Origin of the sequence: Mastigocoleus testarum BC008 (genome assembly GCF_001456025.1) — a bacterium.
GTDB classification, from domain to species: Bacteria; Cyanobacteriota; Cyanobacteriia; order Cyanobacteriales; family Nostocaceae; genus Mastigocoleus; species Mastigocoleus testarum.
This window is the reverse complement of record NZ_LMTZ01000140.1, coordinates 194,036-211,988: the sequence shown is the minus strand read 5'-3', so window position 1 is coordinate 211,988 and position 17,953 is coordinate 194,036. Positions and strand designations below refer to the sequence as shown.

The window sequence follows — 17,953 nt, the reverse complement described above, 5'->3', positions numbered from 1 at the left end:
GATTCTCCAAAGTGATATATACTCTCGACTCACATATTGTTATAGAGTATATTCATCATCAACTATATCCTCTGGATTTAGATGTATTTTATGAGACACTTATCTTTGGAGTGAAGTAGGTAAATACTGTGATTAAGGCTTCGTCTTATTGGCAGCGAATAATTGATACTTTCCCAGTTAGGGTACTTACGGAGTCTAAGAGCAGAAGCCCGAAACAGCTCAATTTAAAGCGTTTCCAAGGACCTGGAGGGGCTTTGGGGCTCCTAACATTTGTTGTTGCAATGTGGGAGTGGAACTGGAAGCTATTGTTCGCAAGTAGCATTGCTATTGGAACGATGATGTTAGTTTACTCCATGCAAGAATGGAACTGGCAGCAATTTTGGTGCGAGGTCCGTAAATTTTCTGGTAGTCCCAATCGACGCTTAGCTTTAGCTGTAATCAGTGGTGGAATTGCTGCTGTAAGTACATACATGGCTTTCTCTATTTGGGTTGATTCTGATAGTCGATGGATTGCGTTTGGAGCTATATTACAAGGTTTGGGTACGCTGCTAATATTAATATTGCTGGTTTGGCAAATTATTGCTCTTTACGGCGATCGTGAGGATGAATATATCGAGCAATTATTGAACCAGTTGACAGATTCAAACCCACTCAAGCGTTTAATTGCTGTGAGGAGACTGGATAAAATTGTTAAGGGTGATCGCGTTAACCCAGTAGTAAAAAAAAATATTGCTCAACATTTTGGGCTATTGCTTTCTCAAGAATCAGAATCTGTAATTCATGAAGCAGTTCTTGATTCCTTACAAGGATTAGAGAAATTACCTAAATTATCCCCACCGAAATTGAAAAAGATTGTGCCGGTTAAGGTCAAACTTAGCAATGTATTTCTGGACTAATTAATCTTCTTTTCTTAGCAATTAGAAGGAAAAGATAAATATATGAGTTATTAAGGCGCACTTTTGGTGCGCTTCTAAAGATGCTACATAAAAACGGTAAGTTTGAGTGTAAACAATTCTAATTTAAGTAATTAGAATTTTGGCATTTACAAATTCTTCTTACAATCCTCGTTGTGATGAATTCTATTGCTGAAGCCTAATTTTGCCATTATTTACCTCCACAACACGATGATTGCAACGCCTAACTAAATTTTCGTCATGGGTGGTAATAATTACAGTTGCTCCAAAAGAATTTAATTTTTGAAGAATCTGAATAATCTGCCAAGAATTATCTAGGTCGAGATTTCCCATAGGTTCATCTGCTAAGATTAGCTGCGGCGTACTAACAATTGCTCTAGCAATGCTCACCCGTTGCTGTTCTCCTCCAGAAAGATGTTTGGGAAATTTATTTGCCTTCGAGAGCAAGCCAACAAGCTTTAAAGTTGGTTCCAAGCGCCTTCTAATTTCCTTACGAGTATATCCTTGAGCTTGCAATACAATATTAACGTTTTCCGCAACTGTACGTTGAGGAATTAATTTGTAATCTTGAAATACAATACCAACTTGTCTGCGAAACAAGGATATTGCGTCTCCCCTCAGCTTTACTAGATCGCAGTCATCAACGACAACATATCCCTTGGTGGGAAGCTCTTCCCTGTAGAGTAGTTTCAGCAGTGTTGATTTTCCCGAACCGCTTGCTCCGGTAATAAACAAAAACTCTCCTCTTCTAACTTTCAGATCTACATCCAGAAGTGCTCGAGTACCATTAGGATAAATTTTGGTGACCGAGCAGATTTTTACCATTGGTGTTGTATTAACATCAGCTTGATAAATTTCTGGGGTTGTTAAAGAGGTGAATAAATTAGTATCAATATTTGATTTTAGTAATTGCATATTGCTGCTGTACTAGGAGAAGTTGTAGTTTAAATTGATTGAGAGCTAAAACAAAATAGCAAACACAAAATAATTATTCCCAGGCTGAGCCTGGGAAATTCAAACTTCCAATTCAAAATATTCGACAGTACAGTCTGAGCCTTAGGAAAGATGCCGTAAACTCCCAATTGAGCGTAGCTTGGTTGAGTTCGTTCACCCGATCGCACCAATAGAAGTCAAACTATAAATAATAGATTTGATCGCAAATTGAGGTAAGGCTAACATTCTTCGCCAGCGCCATGGTTCCTGATAAAGGCGGTAAAGCCACTCCAAATGATTATTTCCCAACCAAGCTGGCGCACGATTTTTATTCCCAGACCAAATATCAAAGCTACCACCAACTCCCATCCAGATTGCTTCGGGACATAAATGTCGGTTTTGAGCGATCCATAACTCTTGGCGCGGTACACCCAAACCAACAAAAATCACTTGTGGTTGAATTTGAATCAATTTTTCCTGTAATTCTTTTTCCTCTTGAGAAGAATGGTAGCCACAATAACAGTCTATCTTTCCCAAACTAGGAATTTGAGTCTGCCAAAACTTTGCTGCTTTACTAGCAACTTCTGGTGCTCCACCATAGAAAAATACTTTTGTATTAAAGTCTAATTTGTCTAACTTTTGCAATAGTATTTGAGCTAATTCAATTCCAGGAGTTCTTTGTACTTTTTGCCACAACAGCCACTTCAAATACAGAACAACTCCAGACCCATCTGGAATAACTAAATCAGCATTTTTAATGACCTCAGCTAAAGATGGATCCTCTTCCGCCTGCATGGTCATTTCTGCATTAATCGTAACAACATGAGTCCCGATTTTTGCTTGCAAACGCTCTAATAACCAGCATGTATAATCATTCATTACATGAACTGGTAATCCCAAAATCAAAAATTGTTTTGGCGATTCAGACATAATATCCATCTAAAATTAGCCTCACACCAAGTTTTATTGAACGATAGTTTATCAAATTTTTATTAAGGATAATTAGTGCAAATTTTGCCTGTCAAAATTTATTACTAAGAGTAAAAAAAATGTATCTTTGCTTCTGAAAACTGCTCTAAACAGCAATGTAAAATTGTTCACATAGAAACTGAGAGTATTTCTTTCTTAACTATCCGAATGAATCTCATACAAAAATTTCCACGTTAAGTTTTTTTTAAACGTATTTCTGAAATAAAAAACAGTTACTTTTAATTCTGCTCGATAATTCACCAATATTATGCCCAAACAAGTATACTTTTAGCAAAGGAGGTTAATAACCACTTCTCAAATGAAAAATTGTTAACAAAGGAGATGAAGAGTTGAAAGAGTATAAATTTACCGGTGCTGTTGTTCTACTATGACTTAGGGTAGAGGTAGAAGCGGTAAGTAATCACCTATCAACCTCACATAAAACAAGATCAGTCCCAATCTTAGAATAAAACATTATTTTTGGTTTCAAGGCTAAATTCTAGATGTGAAATTATAGGTATATTGTAGATGCAATTTTTCTATAGCTAACGCTCGGAGAAATGTATCGTATGAGCAAAAAAATATTCTAATATAAACTTTTACGCAAGTGTATTCCAAATATATTCTCCCCTATTTTTGAGTACATTAGTTATGTAGGCGGGAATCATAATTTTCAGATCGCTCCGGTTATGAGCTTGTGATTTGCGGGTTTTAACCAAGCAGGCTGAGAATTAAGTTCCTACATCGAAACCAAAAGCTAAATTTCCTACCTTTGGATGCTTGCTTGCTATGTAGCACGATCTAAATTGAGCCCTAAAATCTAAAAAGTAAAAAAGGTTAAAGTGGTGCTTTTTAGATATGCCGATTGAAACATTGTCAAGCCTGACATTACTCACGCAAGCAATCCGGCACAGCTACGGTTAACTAAAGGGTGTAGTAACCCGCAAGACTTAGATAGAAAGCGCTCCTAAAGCGCAAATTTTATTGAAGTACTTTCCTTCCCCAACTGAAAATGCGGGGTTTCCAGAATCTCGGAGGTTTTTTACATGAACAAAATTCGTGTGGCTCTGATCGAAGACCACGATCTAACCCGACTCGGTATCAGGACAGCGTTAAAACATAAAGAAGACTTCGAAGTTGTTGGAGAAGCATCAAATGCTGTTGAAGGGTTGAAATTATTACAAAAACACCAGCCAGACGTTGCTATTGTCGACATTGGTTTGCCAGATAAAGATGGGATTGAACTTACAAAAGAAGTTAAATCAATTGGTGGCTCCTCTACAAAGGTATTAATTTTGACACTAAGAGACAGTAAGGAATCTGTATTAGCTGCATTTGCAGCAGGTGCAGACTCTTATTGTATGAAAGATAGGTATGATAATTTGCTTGAAGCTGTGAGACACACTTACAATGGTAATGCTTGGATCGATCCTGCGATCGCACGGATTGTTTTACAACAAGCTCAACATAATTCACCAAAGCTAGAAGTTGCGGCAGTGGAAAGCAAAGTAGTAGCTCGTAATTCTCAAAAAACTGAAGAACGTGACTCCATTGACCCCTATACCCTTACAGAAAGAGAACTGGAGGTACTACAGTTAATTGTTGAAGGTTGTAGTAATGCTGTGATTGCCGAGCGACTATACATCACCGTTGGTACAGTAAAAACCCATGTGCGAAATATTTTAAACAAGCTATGTGCTGATGATCGTACCCAAGCCGCAGTTCGAGCATTACGCTCTGGGTTAGTTGGTTAAAAATTCTTAAGGGAACCTTTAAGTTCAAATCCGAGGGTGATTTACAACTTTGGAAATAAAAATTTTCAAAGTAAGTGAATTATCTTCAGCTTATTCATTCTTATTTTTAGTTACTTATAATTTGGGATAAAAATATACAATCATTAATTGTCAAAAACTTGTAAATATACAAAGTCGAATATGACTGAGACAGATGCGGAAAAGCTTAAGCTCATGGTGGTTGATGATGAGCCAGATAATTTAGATTTACTCTATCGTACCTTTAGGAGGGATTTTCGAGTATTTAAAGCTGATAATGCCAAAAAAGCCTTAGATGTTTTAGAAAAACAAGGCGAAATGGCTGTTATTATATCCGATCAAAGAATGCCAGAAATGAATGGTACAGAGTTTCTCAGCCTAACAGTAGATCGGTTTCCGGATACAATACGCATTTTATTAACAGGTTTTACAGATGTAGAGGATCTGGTTGATGCAATAAATTCTGGTCAGGTATTTAAATATATAACTAAACCTTGGAAGCCAGATAAGCTCCGAGTCATAGTCGAACAAGCCACTGAAACATATCGCGTAGTCAAAAAACGTACTAGTGAGTTGAGTCGCGCCTTACGGCGGGAATCTCTGTTTAATGCAGTCACCACAGCTATTAGAGAATCTTTAGACTACGAAAGTATGTTGCAAAAAATAGTTGCGACCATTGGACAAACTTTTGCTGCAACATGTTGCGTGCTCAGACCAGTCGAAGATGACTATCTGACATTAAATCAATTTTCATACTGCAGTACGGAGTTTTCTGAAACTTATTCTGAAACTAATACTTATCCAGATTCCAATTCCCTGATTGATGAAGTATTTAAATCCGGGGAGTATCAACTCAGCCAATCTTCCCAAGGCTCTAAAGTTTGGCAACACTTAGCGTTACCCTTGAGATATCAACAAAGTTTGCTCGCTGTACTCGTGCTTTACCAGCAGAGTGATAGTTGTCCTTGGGAATTGGAAGATATTTCTTTAATAAAAGGAGTGTCAGAACAAGCTGCTTTGGCAATTTCACAGGCAAAACTTTACCACCGTCTTCAGGAAAAACAACATCAAATTAGTGTTGAACTGGAAGTTGCTCGACAGATTCAACATAATTTGTTGAGACAAAGTTTACCAGAACTCAAAGATGTCAGAGTTCAGGCTTGCTGTTACCCAGCAAGAGAAGTTGGGGGAGACTTTTTTGAGGTACTCGTTCATCCAAAGGGAGATATTTGGTTAGCAGTAGGTGATGTTTCTGGAAAAGGGGTTCCCGCAGCTTTATTTATGGCTAGTGCAATTTCAGTATTGCGTAGGGAATTATCACAGGAAATACCACCAATGCCAAATATCGTCATGCAAAATTTAAATAATGCTTTAAGCGAGGATTTAATTAGCAATAATTACTTTATTACCGCAGTTTTAGCTCGGTACACACCCAGTTCTAAAGAATTAGTATATGCTAATGCTGGTCACGTTTACCCATTACTTTGGTCTGGCGATGCGGCTTCAGTAAAAGTTCCTAAATATTTGAAAATTCGTGGTATCCCATTGGGTATATTGCCCAAATGGCAAGCTGAATCTGATTGTTTAACACTAGCAACTGGAGACACATTAATATTAACTAGCGATGGGGTGACAGAAGCATCAGTTGCGAGTAAAACGGTAGATCCAAGTCAAGAAGTTGTTGGGACACAAACAAGTACGAAATTAATGCTCAATCAAGAAGGTCTATGGCAACTTTTGAAACAAGAAAAACAACCACTTTCTCTCGATAGTCTACTTGCTCGCATTCAAGCTGAAAATAGAGTTCAGGAAGATGACCAAACTATACTCTCGTTGGAGGTTTTGTAAAGGATGAAAAGTGAGCTTCATGTACCAAGTGACTTGAAGTTTTTAACGATTGTTGAAAACTGGTTGCTGGGATGCTTGCAAGCTGAGTTAGGCGAATCTTTTGATTGGTCTCACCAATCAAACCGATTACGTTTGGTATTGGTTGAAGCCTACTCGAACGTAGTACGTCACGCTCATAAAGAAAAGCCCAATCTCCCAGTGTTGATCCGCTTGGAACTCAGAAAAGAAGATATTGCTCTGGAAATTTGGGATCGCGGTGAAGGTTTTGATCTGTCTAATTATTTTCCTCCTGCCCCGTCAGATAAGCAAGAAGGAGGTTATGGTTGGTTGATTATGAATCGTCTGATGGACAAAGTCGAATACGATCTTGAGGTTGATGGTGGTAATTGTCTAAAACTAGAAGTTTCCCTACCTGCACCAAATTAAAATCAGAAAGAATTCTACTTACCCTAAAAATTCTATTTCCTATAAAAATATGTGAAAAGGTAAAAATATTATTAGATTATTCTGCTCAAGCGACAAAAGTTGATATTATTTGACAAATTTACCATATTAAGCGTTTTATTTTTGTGAAACTATAAATTGTTTCAGAGATTTAAAGTCGTACATTTAAAATAAAATTAGGAAAACTCCTATTAACCTGGCGTTCCAAATAGAAGATTAAATTTAATTGAAAATAGTTGATTACAAAAATTGATAATCATTAAAGCACATATTTGCGCGTTTGTATTTTTAATTAGTTATAAAACTGTGTATAGTTTTTGATAATTATTGACTAAAATTAGAAAAAAGGGCTTGAAAATAGGAAAAATACTCTAAAATTGTAAGCAAGCATAAGGCATGCCACAGTTTCCACACCTAAATATGGCATAACATTGAGTTAAGCTTAATGCAAAGGCAATGGAAGCTGATTTTAGAGGGGTTCAAGTAATTTTTATAATTGAACTTTTAGCAAAAAAACTTTTTACTTTTCAGTTTTCAGTCAGTATATCCTTAAGGTCATGACACAGTAATATTTTTGCTGTAATAAAAAGTAACTGAATTGATAAATTTTGCTAAAGAAATTGCACTTAAAAATAAGGGAATTCAAATAATAATAATAAATAATTAGATTTGTAGCTATAACTGTTCAGTCGGATTATAGTGATTTTAGTAGGTATTCAAAACTATTTAAAATCCTGCTTTCAGAAAGCAAAATTTTGTTTGCGTAAAAAGTATAAAATACAAATTGTAATCAATGGAGACTTTATTCTTTTTATCACCCCGCTATCGACTCGATGATCGTTCATCCTGGCTAGAAGGAGTTGACCCCAGTCGCCGTTACTGGATTGCTGTAAATGGAGATCGGAATCAGGCAGTAGCAATACCTGGACCAATAGTGTCTTCGAGAAGTGAACTTCAACAAATAATTTTTCAATTTCGGTCGTTGCGACCTACAGAAAAAATGACTTTGACTAGGGTCGCTAGTACTTGCACGATTCATTGTATAGCTGATAACTGCTATGCCTTGGAAGTTGAAGATGAATTTGCTCCGATTTCTCACTTATTTGATCGAGAAACTCTAGATGCTCTGCTCATGACAGCACATCCAGATTGGCGGTGCTCTCCTGCTGACATTGATTTAGGCAGAAAGCTTTTGATGCGATCCTTGGGAGGAGCTGCGGCTGTTAATAAATAAGTTGGTAAAGTGGAGGTCGCCAGACCTCCAAATACCGCAAAATAGCACTGAGGAAAACTCTGTGATTAATTTCCTAACCATCTAAACTAATTAACCCAGCTAAGTTTGCTGGATAAATTAATTAAGCAAATAACTAAAAATTAATTCTTATTTAATTCTTATTATTATCATCCGATAGATAATAATCCTTTGGGAGAAGCTAAAACCTTGACTTTGGCGCTGATTATTTCTTTGTTTTCCCCTAAAGCAAAATCCCACAAAACATTAAGCCCAAACCAAGGGGTTTTCACTTTACCAGTAACTTGAAATCTAGAGTTACCTGATGCTGTATTTCCAGTAATACTCTGGCGAGGGTAGGCTTTAATCCCTTGAGCTTCCTTTTCTAAGTAATTAAGAATAGCCTCCCCACCAACAACAGCTTCTCCACAAGGGGGATACATAACACCACTTTCTCCAAACAATTCAGCAGTGAGATGAAATTCTCCTGTGTTCATTGTTTGAAAATAACGAGATATGGTTAATTCGTTGATGCCTTCACTTTGGAGCGTAGATGGCACAAAATTTTCCATTTTCGCAGTACTGACTTGTTCGAACTTGGTATTTTTCATAACAACGGTCAATTACCCTCAGAAGTTTCAAATCAAAATCTATCTTTCATCAAAGAAAGTCGTAAAAACTTAGTTGAATTATTTGTTGAAACTCCACTGTTCGACTGTTAAATATCTGAGTTATTAAATTAAACCTGCGAATGCACAACTTCTGTTTTCAAATAAATTGGTTTATAGGCAGATGTAAATAACACATTTAGTAATCATTAAACAAGCTACAAACTAATATAGAAGTAAAACTTAATACCAGATATATAGTTTTCAGAACGAATAAATTTGGCTGAAGCTCTACAATGGTAAGAAAATTTAGTTGAGTTTGTTCTAGATTTTACAGTGGAATTCAAACCCCCGAATTTCAGGATGAAAAAAATAAGTGACAACTACTAGTTAAATCTGGAGAAATTTACCAAAATTTGGATGATTAGAATTATTTGCGTCGATATTATTCAATGAAGGGGTTGACGCCCATATCTGTAATAACCTTACGTAAAACTGTAATTTTTTGGGCGAAGCCTAAATTTTTAAGTGCTTTGATAGCTTCTTTTCCCTGCTGCGAAAGCTCATTTCCAGTGGGTATTAGTATCATGATTCCTTGTACCATTAGTTCTGATAATTCATACCAGAAGGCTAACTTTGTATTGTTACTTAGAATGCCATAGGAACGGGAAATTTGAGTATTTTTCTGAGCAATTAGATCTCGCATAACCTGTAGTTGCTCTTCATCACTCATGAGCTTTATTTGATTTAAAAGCCCTGCGACTAAATGTAAACGAGCTGGACCCGTTGCTACGGGAGTGATAGAGTACCCCACTTCAGTATGAATAAACCACAGTAATGCCAGTTGTTCATCAACATTTAGACTTTTTAAAACAGCGATAGCACTAGTAACTGCACTGGATTTTTGAGTGCTGTAATTAGAGATATCAGGAAAAAAGTTTTGCGCTGAATCTGCAGTAAACGTCATGATAACACCACGATCGACTACTTAATTAGCTGTATTTTTTTGGAAAACAATACAAAAGTGTTATTATCCTTTTGCTTAAGTTTCCAATTGCCATTTTGCATACAAAGTTAATAATTTGCAAATAAAATTTACAAATAGGGTTTGTAAGAGATATTGAGAGCGGGGATCGGTTATTTTATGTAAGATAGGGGTGCTTTTTGTTGGTAAATTTTGAAAGATACAAGAATAAGATAAATGAATCAATTTACCTTCATCAGCAGCACTCAAATCAAGCAAAAGGTGCTAGAAATTGGATTTCACAAAGTAGGGATCGCTGATATAGATATTATTGATAACCAAGTGCAACGATTACGGGCTTGGTTAGCTTTAGGTTATCACGCTGATATGGAGTGGATGAATTCACCCAAGCGGCAAGATATTAAATTAGTTATGCCCGAAGTGCGATCGCTAATTTGTGTAGCATTGAACTACTATACTCCACATCAGCGCCCCAAAGGTTTAGAATATGCCAAAATTTCTCGCTACGCTTGGGGAAGAGACTATCACAAAGTGATGCACAAAAAATTAAAGGTGCTTTGTAGGTGGTTAGAAAGCTTCAGCCCAGAAATTAAAACTCGTTATTATGCAGATACAGGTCCAATACAAGATAAAGTATGGGCACAAAAAGCTGGAATTGGTTGGATAGCCAAAAATGGTAACTTGATTACTCGAGAGTATGGTTCTTGGGTTTTTTTAGGAGAGGTCCTGACAAATATAGAATTGACTCCAGATAACCCTCACACAGAACATTGTGGTAGCTGTACCCGTTGTCTTGATGCTTGTCCAACAAATGCAATTACCCAACCATTTGTAGTTGATGCGAATCGCTGCATTGCTTATCATACAATTGAAAATAGGCAAAAACAATTACCAGAAGATATAAAAGCTAATTTACGAAATTGGGTTGCAGGTTGTGATATCTGTCAAGATGTTTGTCCTTGGAATGAGCGTTTTGCCCATACAACTGATGTTGAAGAATTTAATCCCTATTCTGGGAATCTTGCACCTAAGCTGGTAGAATTAGCCAAAATCTCTAACGAAGAGTGGGATCGGCAATTTCCGGCGTCGGCGTTGCGGCGAATCAAGCCAGAAATGTTACGACGGAATGCCCGTGCGAATCTTGACACATTAGGGGCACCAGAATGACGACCCAGAAAGTAATTATATTTGATTTTGACGGAACTATTGCTGATACAGTTGAAGCCCTTGTTGTTATTGCTAACCGTTTGGCTCTTGAATTTGGTTATCCACAAATAACTCCAGAAGAACTGGCTTTACTGAGAAACTTAACTTCTAGAGAAATTATTAAGTATTCGGGAATTTCAGTGTTTAAAATACCTTTTCTTGTTAAAAAAGTGAAAGGGGAATTAAAAAGAAAAATTCCGGATCTGAAACCTATATCGGGAATTTTGGAATCTTTATTAGTTCTTAAAGAAAAAAATTATCGCTTGGGGATTATTACTTCTAATTCGGAAGAAAATGTCAAAGAATTTCTTAAAGTAAATGATTTAGAAAGTATATTTGAATTTATTTATTCAGGAGTAACAATATTTGGTAAAACAACTATCATTAATAATGTTCTTCGGCAACAACAGATAAAATCTTCAGAAGCGATTTATGTTGGAGATGAAACTAGGGATGTAGAAGCTTCTCAAAAAGCTAATATTAAAATAATTGCAGTAACTTGGGGCTTTAACAACGAAGAAGTTTTAAGTCAGCAAAATCCAGATTTTATAGTTAGTCATCCAAGTGAATTGCTGAATGTAATACAGAGGTGTGAAATATGATAAAGGTATATTCTGATACTAGTAATTGGTGGTTGATAATTGGTAATTGGTAATAAGCAGGCAAAAACAGTACTCTATTTATTTGTAAAATACAGTGTTTCTAACCTAGGGACTTGCTGTGATCGCAATCAAAAACTAGAAAGTAGCTGTATTAACTAGGTCAGCTGGGGTCAGGTTAGATTCTATTACTTCACCATCACGGAACCAGACAATACGCTCTGTTTGACGAGCTACCTCTGGTTCGTGAGTTACCATTACAACAGTAATCCCGCTAGCATTAAGTTCGCCAAAAATATCTAATACTTCTTGAGTTGTACGGGAGTCAAGCGCTCCTGTCGGTTCGTCAGCTAAAAGTACTACCGGACGGTTAACAATAGAACGAGCGATCGCAACCCTTTGTTGTTGTCCTCCAGATAATTGGTTGGGCTTATTTTCTAGGCGATTTCCTAAACCAACTCTTTTGAGTGCTTCTGCTGCTTTTTCCAGTCGTTCGTTTTTAGGAAGACTGGCGTACACCATTGGTAAGGTTACATTTTCCAATGCTGTCAATTGGGGTAGTAAATGAAACTGCTGAAATACAAATCCCAATTTTTTATTACGAATATGTGCTAGTTGGGTATCATCCATTTGTGCAACATTGACGTTGTCGAGATAATAACTTCCCGAAGTCGGACGGTCCAAACAACCAATAATATTCATGGCTGTGGATTTCCCAGAACCACTCGGTCCCATAATTGAACAGTATTCACCCTGTCGCACAATTAGAGTGACATTATTAAGTGCTTTGACTTCGGTTTCACCACTACCATAAATTTTAAAAATATTTTCTAAGCGAATAATTTCTGGTTTATCTGTTTTATTATTTATCATTATGGAAATTAGGATCTTTTGAGGTTAAAGATTGGATTTAAAGTTATAAATTCACATATTTTGACTGGAGGAGTAAATTATTTTGACAAAATTATATGAGTCCAAATAGGGGTGTCTGCAAAACACAAAAACCAGTTTTTCCCCAATCAGCATTTTAGGTTTAACTGAACCGTATTACTTGATAACCCACAACTTGGGTCAATAGTTTTACATTAAGATCTGCTGAAGAAGAAATTTTTTCAAGACCTGATAATAAGTCTTAATCATCATGTGGGTTTGGACTTTGTAAAGTCTATTTAAAACTATCAAGCACTCCGTAAAGCCACAATCGGATCAAGCTTAGCCGCGCGACGTGCAGGGACCACACCAAAAAATAAACCAATTCCACCGGATATACCAACAGTTATGGTAATAGTTATCGGAGAAATTCCTGCTTCTAAAGGAGTCACAGCTGAAACTAAAGTTATACCACCGACACCCAATCCAGTACCAATTAAACCTCCAGCGACAGAAACAATAATAGCTTCAATGATAAACTGCATTAAAATATCTTGTTGAGTCGCTCCAATTGCTTTGCGCAATCCAATTTCTTGAGTGCGTTCGGTAACGGAAACCAGCATAATATTCATGATGCCGATACCACCAACAAATAAAGATATGCTTGCGATCGCTGCAAGCATAATCGTTAAAGCACCAGTAACTTGACCGACTGTTTCTAAAGCATCTTTTTGCGAACGAATAGTAAAATCATCTTCACCAACTATGTTATGTCGCAGACGTAGTAAATTTGCAATCTGAAACTCTGCAGCTTCCACACTATCACCATCTTTAGCAGAAGCCACAAGGTAATCTAAGGCGATACCATAGGGGGAATTTCTCCCAATAAGTCTATTTGCTGCGGTTGTGATGGGTACTAACGCTGTTTCGTCATAGTCTGCACCCACGCTAGAACCTTTGGGAGTTAATATACCAATGATTTGGAAGCTAACATTTTTGATTTGCAATTGTTTGCCAACTGGGTTTTTGTCACCAAATAACCTTTCTGCCAAGTCTCCACCTAAAACAGTAACTCGATTGCTACGTTCTTGATCAATTTGACTGAAAAAACGCCCCTTTTCAATTTCAAATTCTCGGATTTCAGGAAAACTTGGTGAAGTTCCAATAACATTAACGTTAGTATTTTGATTGCGATAGGTAACTAACTGTCTGCGATTTAATTCTGGAGCAACTCCGACAACTGTAGGTACCTGAGTCGCAATCGCTTTCGCATCTGCAAGTACTAAAGTTCTAGGAATTTCGAAGGTAATTCGTTGGGTTTCTTGATTACCCGGAATCACAAATAATACGTTTGGACCGAGAGATTCTAACTCTTTGGTGACAAATTTTTGTCCTCCTTCACCAATCCCAATCATAGCTATGACTGAGGCATTACCAATAATAATTCCTAGCATAGTTAGAGTACTACGTAACTTATTTGATAACAGGGTTTTCCCCGCCATTTGAATGCTCTCAACAACGTTCATTTATTTTGCTCCTCCCGTGCTTTTTTGATTCTGTACTCTTCGGGAGGACTCAAAAATACTCGTTCGTCTGTTTGCAAACCTTCAAGAATTAGTGTTTCGTTTTGAACTTGCGAACCTATTGTTACTTCACGAAATTGGGGCTGATTATTTCCATCTGGAACTAAAACTCCATTTTTACCTTTCTCTGTCAAGATTGCTACTGTCGGTATTAACAACGCATTGTTGACTTCATCCCCTAAAAATGTCAAATTTACGTTCATTCCCGAACGCAATTTATCCGTACCAGTTTCAATGGTGACCCTAACCTTAAATAAAGTTACACCTTCTTCTTTGACTGCTTCTGGAGAAATCAAGCGCACGCGACCTTTAAATACTTCATCAGGATAGGTATCAGCAACAATCTCTACAGATTGTCCCGATCTAATTCTGCCGATATCAGCTTCAGTCACATCAGCTAAAATTTCTAACCCCTGGGCTAGAGCAACAATAGAACTGGAAGTTGCTGAAGCACTGGTCGAAGCAGAAGTATCTGGGGTAACAAAAGCACCTGCATCTGTATACTTCTGGGTAATGACCCCAGAAAAAGGTGCACGAATAATTGTATTTTCTAAATTAACCTGTTCCGTTTTTAACTGAGCTTCAGATGCCGCCACAGCAGCACGTCTTTGAGCTATTTCTTCTGGGCGAGAACCTTTTTCTAACAACTTAAGTGCTTCACGAGCTTCTGCAACAGATGCTTCCAAACGAGCAACTTCTTCCGAACGAGTACCACTTTCTAGCAAAGCCAGCCTTTTCTCTGCTTCTTGTAAATTAGCTTTAGCTGTATTATCTTCACTAATGTATTGATCTAATGTATCTCTTTGTACTGCGCCTTCCTTGTGTAATGCTCTGTAACGGCGCAGCCGCTCACTACTTAAATCAACCCTAGCTTTTACCGATGCCACTTGGGCTTTAGCTTGAGCAATTTCTTGGGGACGATTTCCTACTTTGGCAGCTGTTAACTGTGCTTCAGCTTGTCTTAATCGAGCTCTGGCTTGGGAAATTTCTTGGGGGCGACTACCATTAATAGCTTGTTCTAACTGTGCTTTAGATTGTCCCAAATTAGCACGAGCTTGTAAAATTCTTGCTCGTACGTCTGCACTATCCATCCTGGCAATAATTTGCCCTTTCTTTACTTGATCGCCTTGTTCGACATATAAACTTGTCAGGGTACCCTGATTTTTTGGACTTAGATTGACATTTTTGATTGGTACAACCCTCCCACTTGCCTCAATCCGCAAAGTAACATTTTTTGCAGAAACAGGAACTGTTAGTTGAGTTATGTTTTCTCTACGATTGTTACTATTTGCAATAGTGTAAGCCGTTATTGAGCCAATAATTAAGGTCGTGCTGATAATTCCACCTATCAACCAGCGTGATGGGTATTTAATTTTGCCAAGCAAGGGAATTTCTATGGGTGTAGCCATAATAGCAGCTTTGAAATAATGCCTTGTTAAATAATCTCTACATTTGAGAAATACAAATTTCCCAATTTTCGTTTTTTCGACTAAATAATTTGTTATTACTTTTTTATGTTAACTTTTATAGCCCTGATTTTTTTGACTTTGCTAATTATTTTTCCTCCCGAAGAATTAAAATAAACTCATTTTTTTGTCTTTATCTGCAAGTCATTCTTTATTCTTTGACGTTTTTCTATTTCTCCCCATCGATTGCCAGGAGATATTGAGTTTTTGACATTATTACGCGTAAATTGAAGAAAACTGCTATATTATTGGCTGAAATTTCAATATACATAAAAAGTATAAAACCAGACTAAAAATCATTTGCCGTGTCAATAAAGTAAAAAATACCTTTGAAAGATGGTTGAGATTTCTTTTTTTCAAATTTTTCAAGTAATTTGAATTTACAGTTAATATTTCTGTTTTTGAGGCGGCTCGGTTGTTAAATTGGATATGAGACAGTTAGTTTTTGTTTTTTCCGTGTTAATTGTTACTGCGTAAATGTAGTTTCTGTCAGGATCTAATTAATAACTATCTGTAAATTAATTGTTGTAACAATGGAAAAAAGCTAATATAAATGACCGTAAAAATGTCCTTTCACTCTCTCCAGAGATCGTTTAAGCTATCTGAAAGATTATTTAATGTCTGGCAGCGAGGCGGTGATTTGCCAAAAAGAATAGCTTTAGTTTCTGTGATGATAGGTTGTAGTTTTTGTGGTGGCGTCATTCAAAGTGCTAATGCCCAAGCACTAGTGCCTCATACACTCCAACTCGATCGCAATAAATTAGAACAGCAAGGGTTAAGCCTAGCACAGGAAGCTGCTCAAATAGCACAATTCCAGCCATCACCCGACATGATACAGCAAATGGCTTTACCACGGGCGAAGCTTGCATCTCAACTAGCCCCAAAAAATGATAAAGTTTGGTTTTTGTTGGGCGGCTTATATTTACAAACTAAAAACTTTGATAATGCAGCATCAGCATTGGGAAGAGCAAAAACTCTAAATCCTAAAAATGGAGATATTCTTTTTGCTTTAGGATCGGTTTATTTTCAGCAAGAACAATACCAAAAAGCAGTTGGTCACTATCAAAGTGGTTTAAAATTGAAGCCCAAAGATCCGGAAGGATGGTTTGATTTGGCAAATGCCAATTATATGCTTGGCAAGCATCCTGAAGCTATTGCTCAGTACCAAAAAGCAATATCCCACAATAAAAAATTCTGGCCTGCAATAAATAATATTGGTTTAATTTTGTACGAACAGGGCGATGTTTCTGGAGCAATGAATAAGTGGAAAGAAGCCATCAACAAAGCCGAAGAAACCAAACAACCAACTGCAGAACCTCAATTGGCATTAGCCGTTGCTCTTTATGCTAGAGGTGACCGGCAAAAAAGTATCGCAATTGGAGAAAAAGCACTTCGTACAGATGGGCGTTATGCTCAATTAGATTTTCTCAAACAAAATCTCTGGGGTCAACGTCTTTTGTTAGACACCGAGCAATTCTTACAGCTTCCTCAAATTCAAGCCACTCTCCAGCGCAATCGTAATTTGCCACAGCCTAGATAAAATTTATTGCCACTGGCTTATTGTCACCTGGCTTGGGTCCGGAATCTTATACTTATCCAGACAACATTTGCACCAAAAATTCACATTCGGCCTTCATACACTTCCGTCAAGTCATTCCAGTTTTAGAATATTACGAGGGGCAAGTTTTCTACTTGCCCCTAAATTGTCTTTTATTAGCACCTATATGAAGTTAAAGCCTGAAACTAACATTTGTTTGCGTTCCTAGAGCAAAAACCTTGCATCTCTCATACGAGGGAAATTATACACGTATTACTTGCTCAAAGGCTTTACTTGGTAGTACAGATACATTAATCTACTAAAAAATTCACTCGACATAGTTGACGAGCAATTGTTAGTGACATAGGTTGTTAAATTAAGGACAAAGAATGCAAAACTTCTAGATTTTCTGGAAGCCTTATCGAGATCAAGGGTAGAATTTCTTCAATAATGAAGATAATGTATTTCTCTAACCGTTGTTTTTGTCAGGTAGCAGCGCCACAATTTGCTCGACAAATTGTTGATGATCGACAATTGGTTTCGAGATATAACTGTCTGCGCCACTTTGCTTGAGAAAATTTTCGCGATCGCCTTCCATTGCGTGGGCTGTCACCAAAATTACTGGCAAAGAAGCTGTTTGAGGATCGGATTTTAACATCTGTGTAATTTTAATCCCATCAACAGACTGACCTTGATAAACGCTTCTAGACAGGGAAACATCCATTAGAATTATGTCTGCTTCTCCTGTTTGAGCAATTCTGATTACCTCATCCACATTTTCAGTGTGTTTGACATCCAGACCACCGCGTTTTGTCAAAATTTTCGAAAAAACGCGGGCATTAATTAGATCGTCTTCAACAATTAAAACTGTTCTCATGAGCACTTAATTTTTTATACCCAATCTTAATCTTAAAAGTACAGGCGGACATGAGGGTAAATACCACTTAGTCCAATTTCATATTATGTACGTGCCTCTTTTTAATAATCA

At 37.1% G+C, this 17,953-nt stretch carries 16 protein-coding genes; 8 read left to right on the top strand and 8 right to left on the bottom strand.

Annotation, left to right across the window (positions count from 1 at the left end; translation table 11 throughout):
• The first annotated feature begins 128 nt into the window (after positions 1 to 128).
• Entirely contained in the window at positions 129 to 896 is a 768-nt protein-coding gene (locus BC008_RS37825; RefSeq protein ID WP_027838876.1) for a hypothetical protein, read from the top strand.
• A gap of 183 nt (positions 897 to 1,079) precedes the next feature.
• Here the strand turns inward: BC008_RS37825 and ftsE are convergent, their stop codons facing one another.
• Positions 1,080 to 1,829: a cell division ATP-binding protein FtsE gene (ftsE, locus tag BC008_RS37820; RefSeq protein ID WP_027838875.1), complete on the bottom strand. Its 750-nt coding sequence runs from the start codon at positions 1,827 to 1,829 to the stop codon at positions 1,080 to 1,082.
• Positions 1,830 to 2,021: 192 nt separating this feature from the next.
• The gene (locus BC008_RS37815) at positions 2,022 to 2,777 is read right to left on the bottom strand and encodes a WecB/TagA/CpsF family glycosyltransferase (protein WP_027838874.1); all 756 of its coding nucleotides are present in this window, start codon (positions 2,775 to 2,777) and stop codon (positions 2,022 to 2,024) included.
• Between the two features lie 1,085 nt (positions 2,778 to 3,862).
• Here BC008_RS37815 and BC008_RS37810 point away from each other — a divergent pair.
• From BC008_RS37810 to BC008_RS37795, 4 genes are all read left to right on the top strand, one after another.
• Positions 3,863 to 4,570 carry a response regulator gene (locus BC008_RS37810; RefSeq protein ID WP_027838873.1) on the top strand — a complete coding sequence of 236 codons (708 nt, stop codon included), beginning with the start codon at positions 3,863 to 3,865 and terminating at the stop codon, positions 4,568 to 4,570.
• 180 nt (positions 4,571 to 4,750) lie between these two features.
• Positions 4,751 to 6,436, top strand: coding sequence for a SpoIIE family protein phosphatase (locus BC008_RS37805; RefSeq protein WP_027838872.1), 1,686 nt, complete (start codon positions 4,751 to 4,753; stop codon positions 6,434 to 6,436).
• 3 nt (positions 6,437 to 6,439) lie between these two features.
• Positions 6,440 to 6,862: an ATP-binding protein gene (locus tag BC008_RS37800; protein ID WP_027838871.1), complete on the top strand. Its 423-nt coding sequence runs from the start codon at positions 6,440 to 6,442 to the stop codon at positions 6,860 to 6,862.
• Between the two features lie 811 nt (positions 6,863 to 7,673).
• A complete protein-coding gene (locus BC008_RS37795) occupies positions 7,674 to 8,114 on the top strand; it encodes a hypothetical protein (protein ID WP_058184490.1) in 441 nt (146 codons plus the stop codon).
• 167 nt (positions 8,115 to 8,281) lie between these two features.
• On the opposite strand, the gene BC008_RS37790 is transcribed toward BC008_RS37795, so the two are convergent.
• Entirely contained in the window at positions 8,282 to 8,722 is a 441-nt protein-coding gene (locus BC008_RS37790; protein WP_235596001.1) for a ketosteroid isomerase family protein, read from the bottom strand.
• A gap of 442 nt (positions 8,723 to 9,164) precedes the next feature.
• Positions 9,165 to 9,686, bottom strand: a complete 522-nt coding sequence (locus BC008_RS37785; protein WP_027838869.1) for an orange carotenoid protein N-terminal domain-containing protein — start codon at positions 9,684 to 9,686, stop codon at positions 9,165 to 9,167.
• A gap of 234 nt (positions 9,687 to 9,920) precedes the next feature.
• On the opposite strand from BC008_RS37785, the gene queG reads away from it, so the two are divergent.
• Positions 9,921 to 10,871: a tRNA epoxyqueuosine(34) reductase QueG gene (queG, locus tag BC008_RS37780; RefSeq protein ID WP_027838868.1), complete on the top strand. Its 951-nt coding sequence runs from the start codon at positions 9,921 to 9,923 to the stop codon at positions 10,869 to 10,871.
• Positions 10,868 to 11,512 (top strand): HAD-IA family hydrolase, encoded by a 645-nt coding sequence (locus BC008_RS37775; protein WP_036262346.1) that lies wholly within the window; start codon positions 10,868 to 10,870, stop codon positions 11,510 to 11,512. The genes queG and BC008_RS37775 overlap by 4 nt, the downstream gene beginning before the upstream one ends.
• Before the next feature lie 135 nt (positions 11,513 to 11,647).
• Here BC008_RS37775 and BC008_RS37770 read toward each other — a convergent pair whose 3' ends face one another.
• The 3 genes from BC008_RS37770 to BC008_RS37760 form a co-directional block, all read right to left on the bottom strand.
• On the bottom strand, positions 11,648 to 12,382 hold the full coding sequence (locus tag BC008_RS37770) for an ABC transporter ATP-binding protein (protein ID WP_027838866.1): 735 nt from the start codon (positions 12,380 to 12,382) through the stop codon (positions 11,648 to 11,650).
• Between the two features lie 305 nt (positions 12,383 to 12,687).
• Positions 12,688 to 13,905, bottom strand: coding sequence for an ABC transporter permease (locus BC008_RS37765; protein ID WP_027838865.1), 1,218 nt, complete (start codon positions 13,903 to 13,905; stop codon positions 12,688 to 12,690).
• Positions 13,902 to 15,371, bottom strand: a complete 1,470-nt coding sequence (locus tag BC008_RS37760; protein WP_027838864.1) for an efflux RND transporter periplasmic adaptor subunit — start codon at positions 15,369 to 15,371, stop codon at positions 13,902 to 13,904. The genes BC008_RS37765 and BC008_RS37760 overlap by 4 nt, the downstream gene beginning before the upstream one ends.
• 697 nt (positions 15,372 to 16,068) lie before the next feature.
• Between BC008_RS37760 and BC008_RS37755 the strand changes: the two genes are divergently transcribed.
• A complete protein-coding gene (locus tag BC008_RS37755; protein WP_027838863.1) occupies positions 16,069 to 16,968 on the top strand; it encodes a tetratricopeptide repeat protein in 900 nt (299 codons plus the stop codon).
• Positions 16,969 to 17,434: 466 nt separating this feature from the next.
• On the opposite strand, the gene BC008_RS37750 is transcribed toward BC008_RS37755, so the two are convergent.
• Positions 17,435 to 17,842, bottom strand: coding sequence for a response regulator (locus BC008_RS37750; RefSeq protein WP_027838862.1), 408 nt, complete (start codon positions 17,840 to 17,842; stop codon positions 17,435 to 17,437).
• Between the last annotated feature and the right edge of the window lie 111 nt (positions 17,843 to 17,953).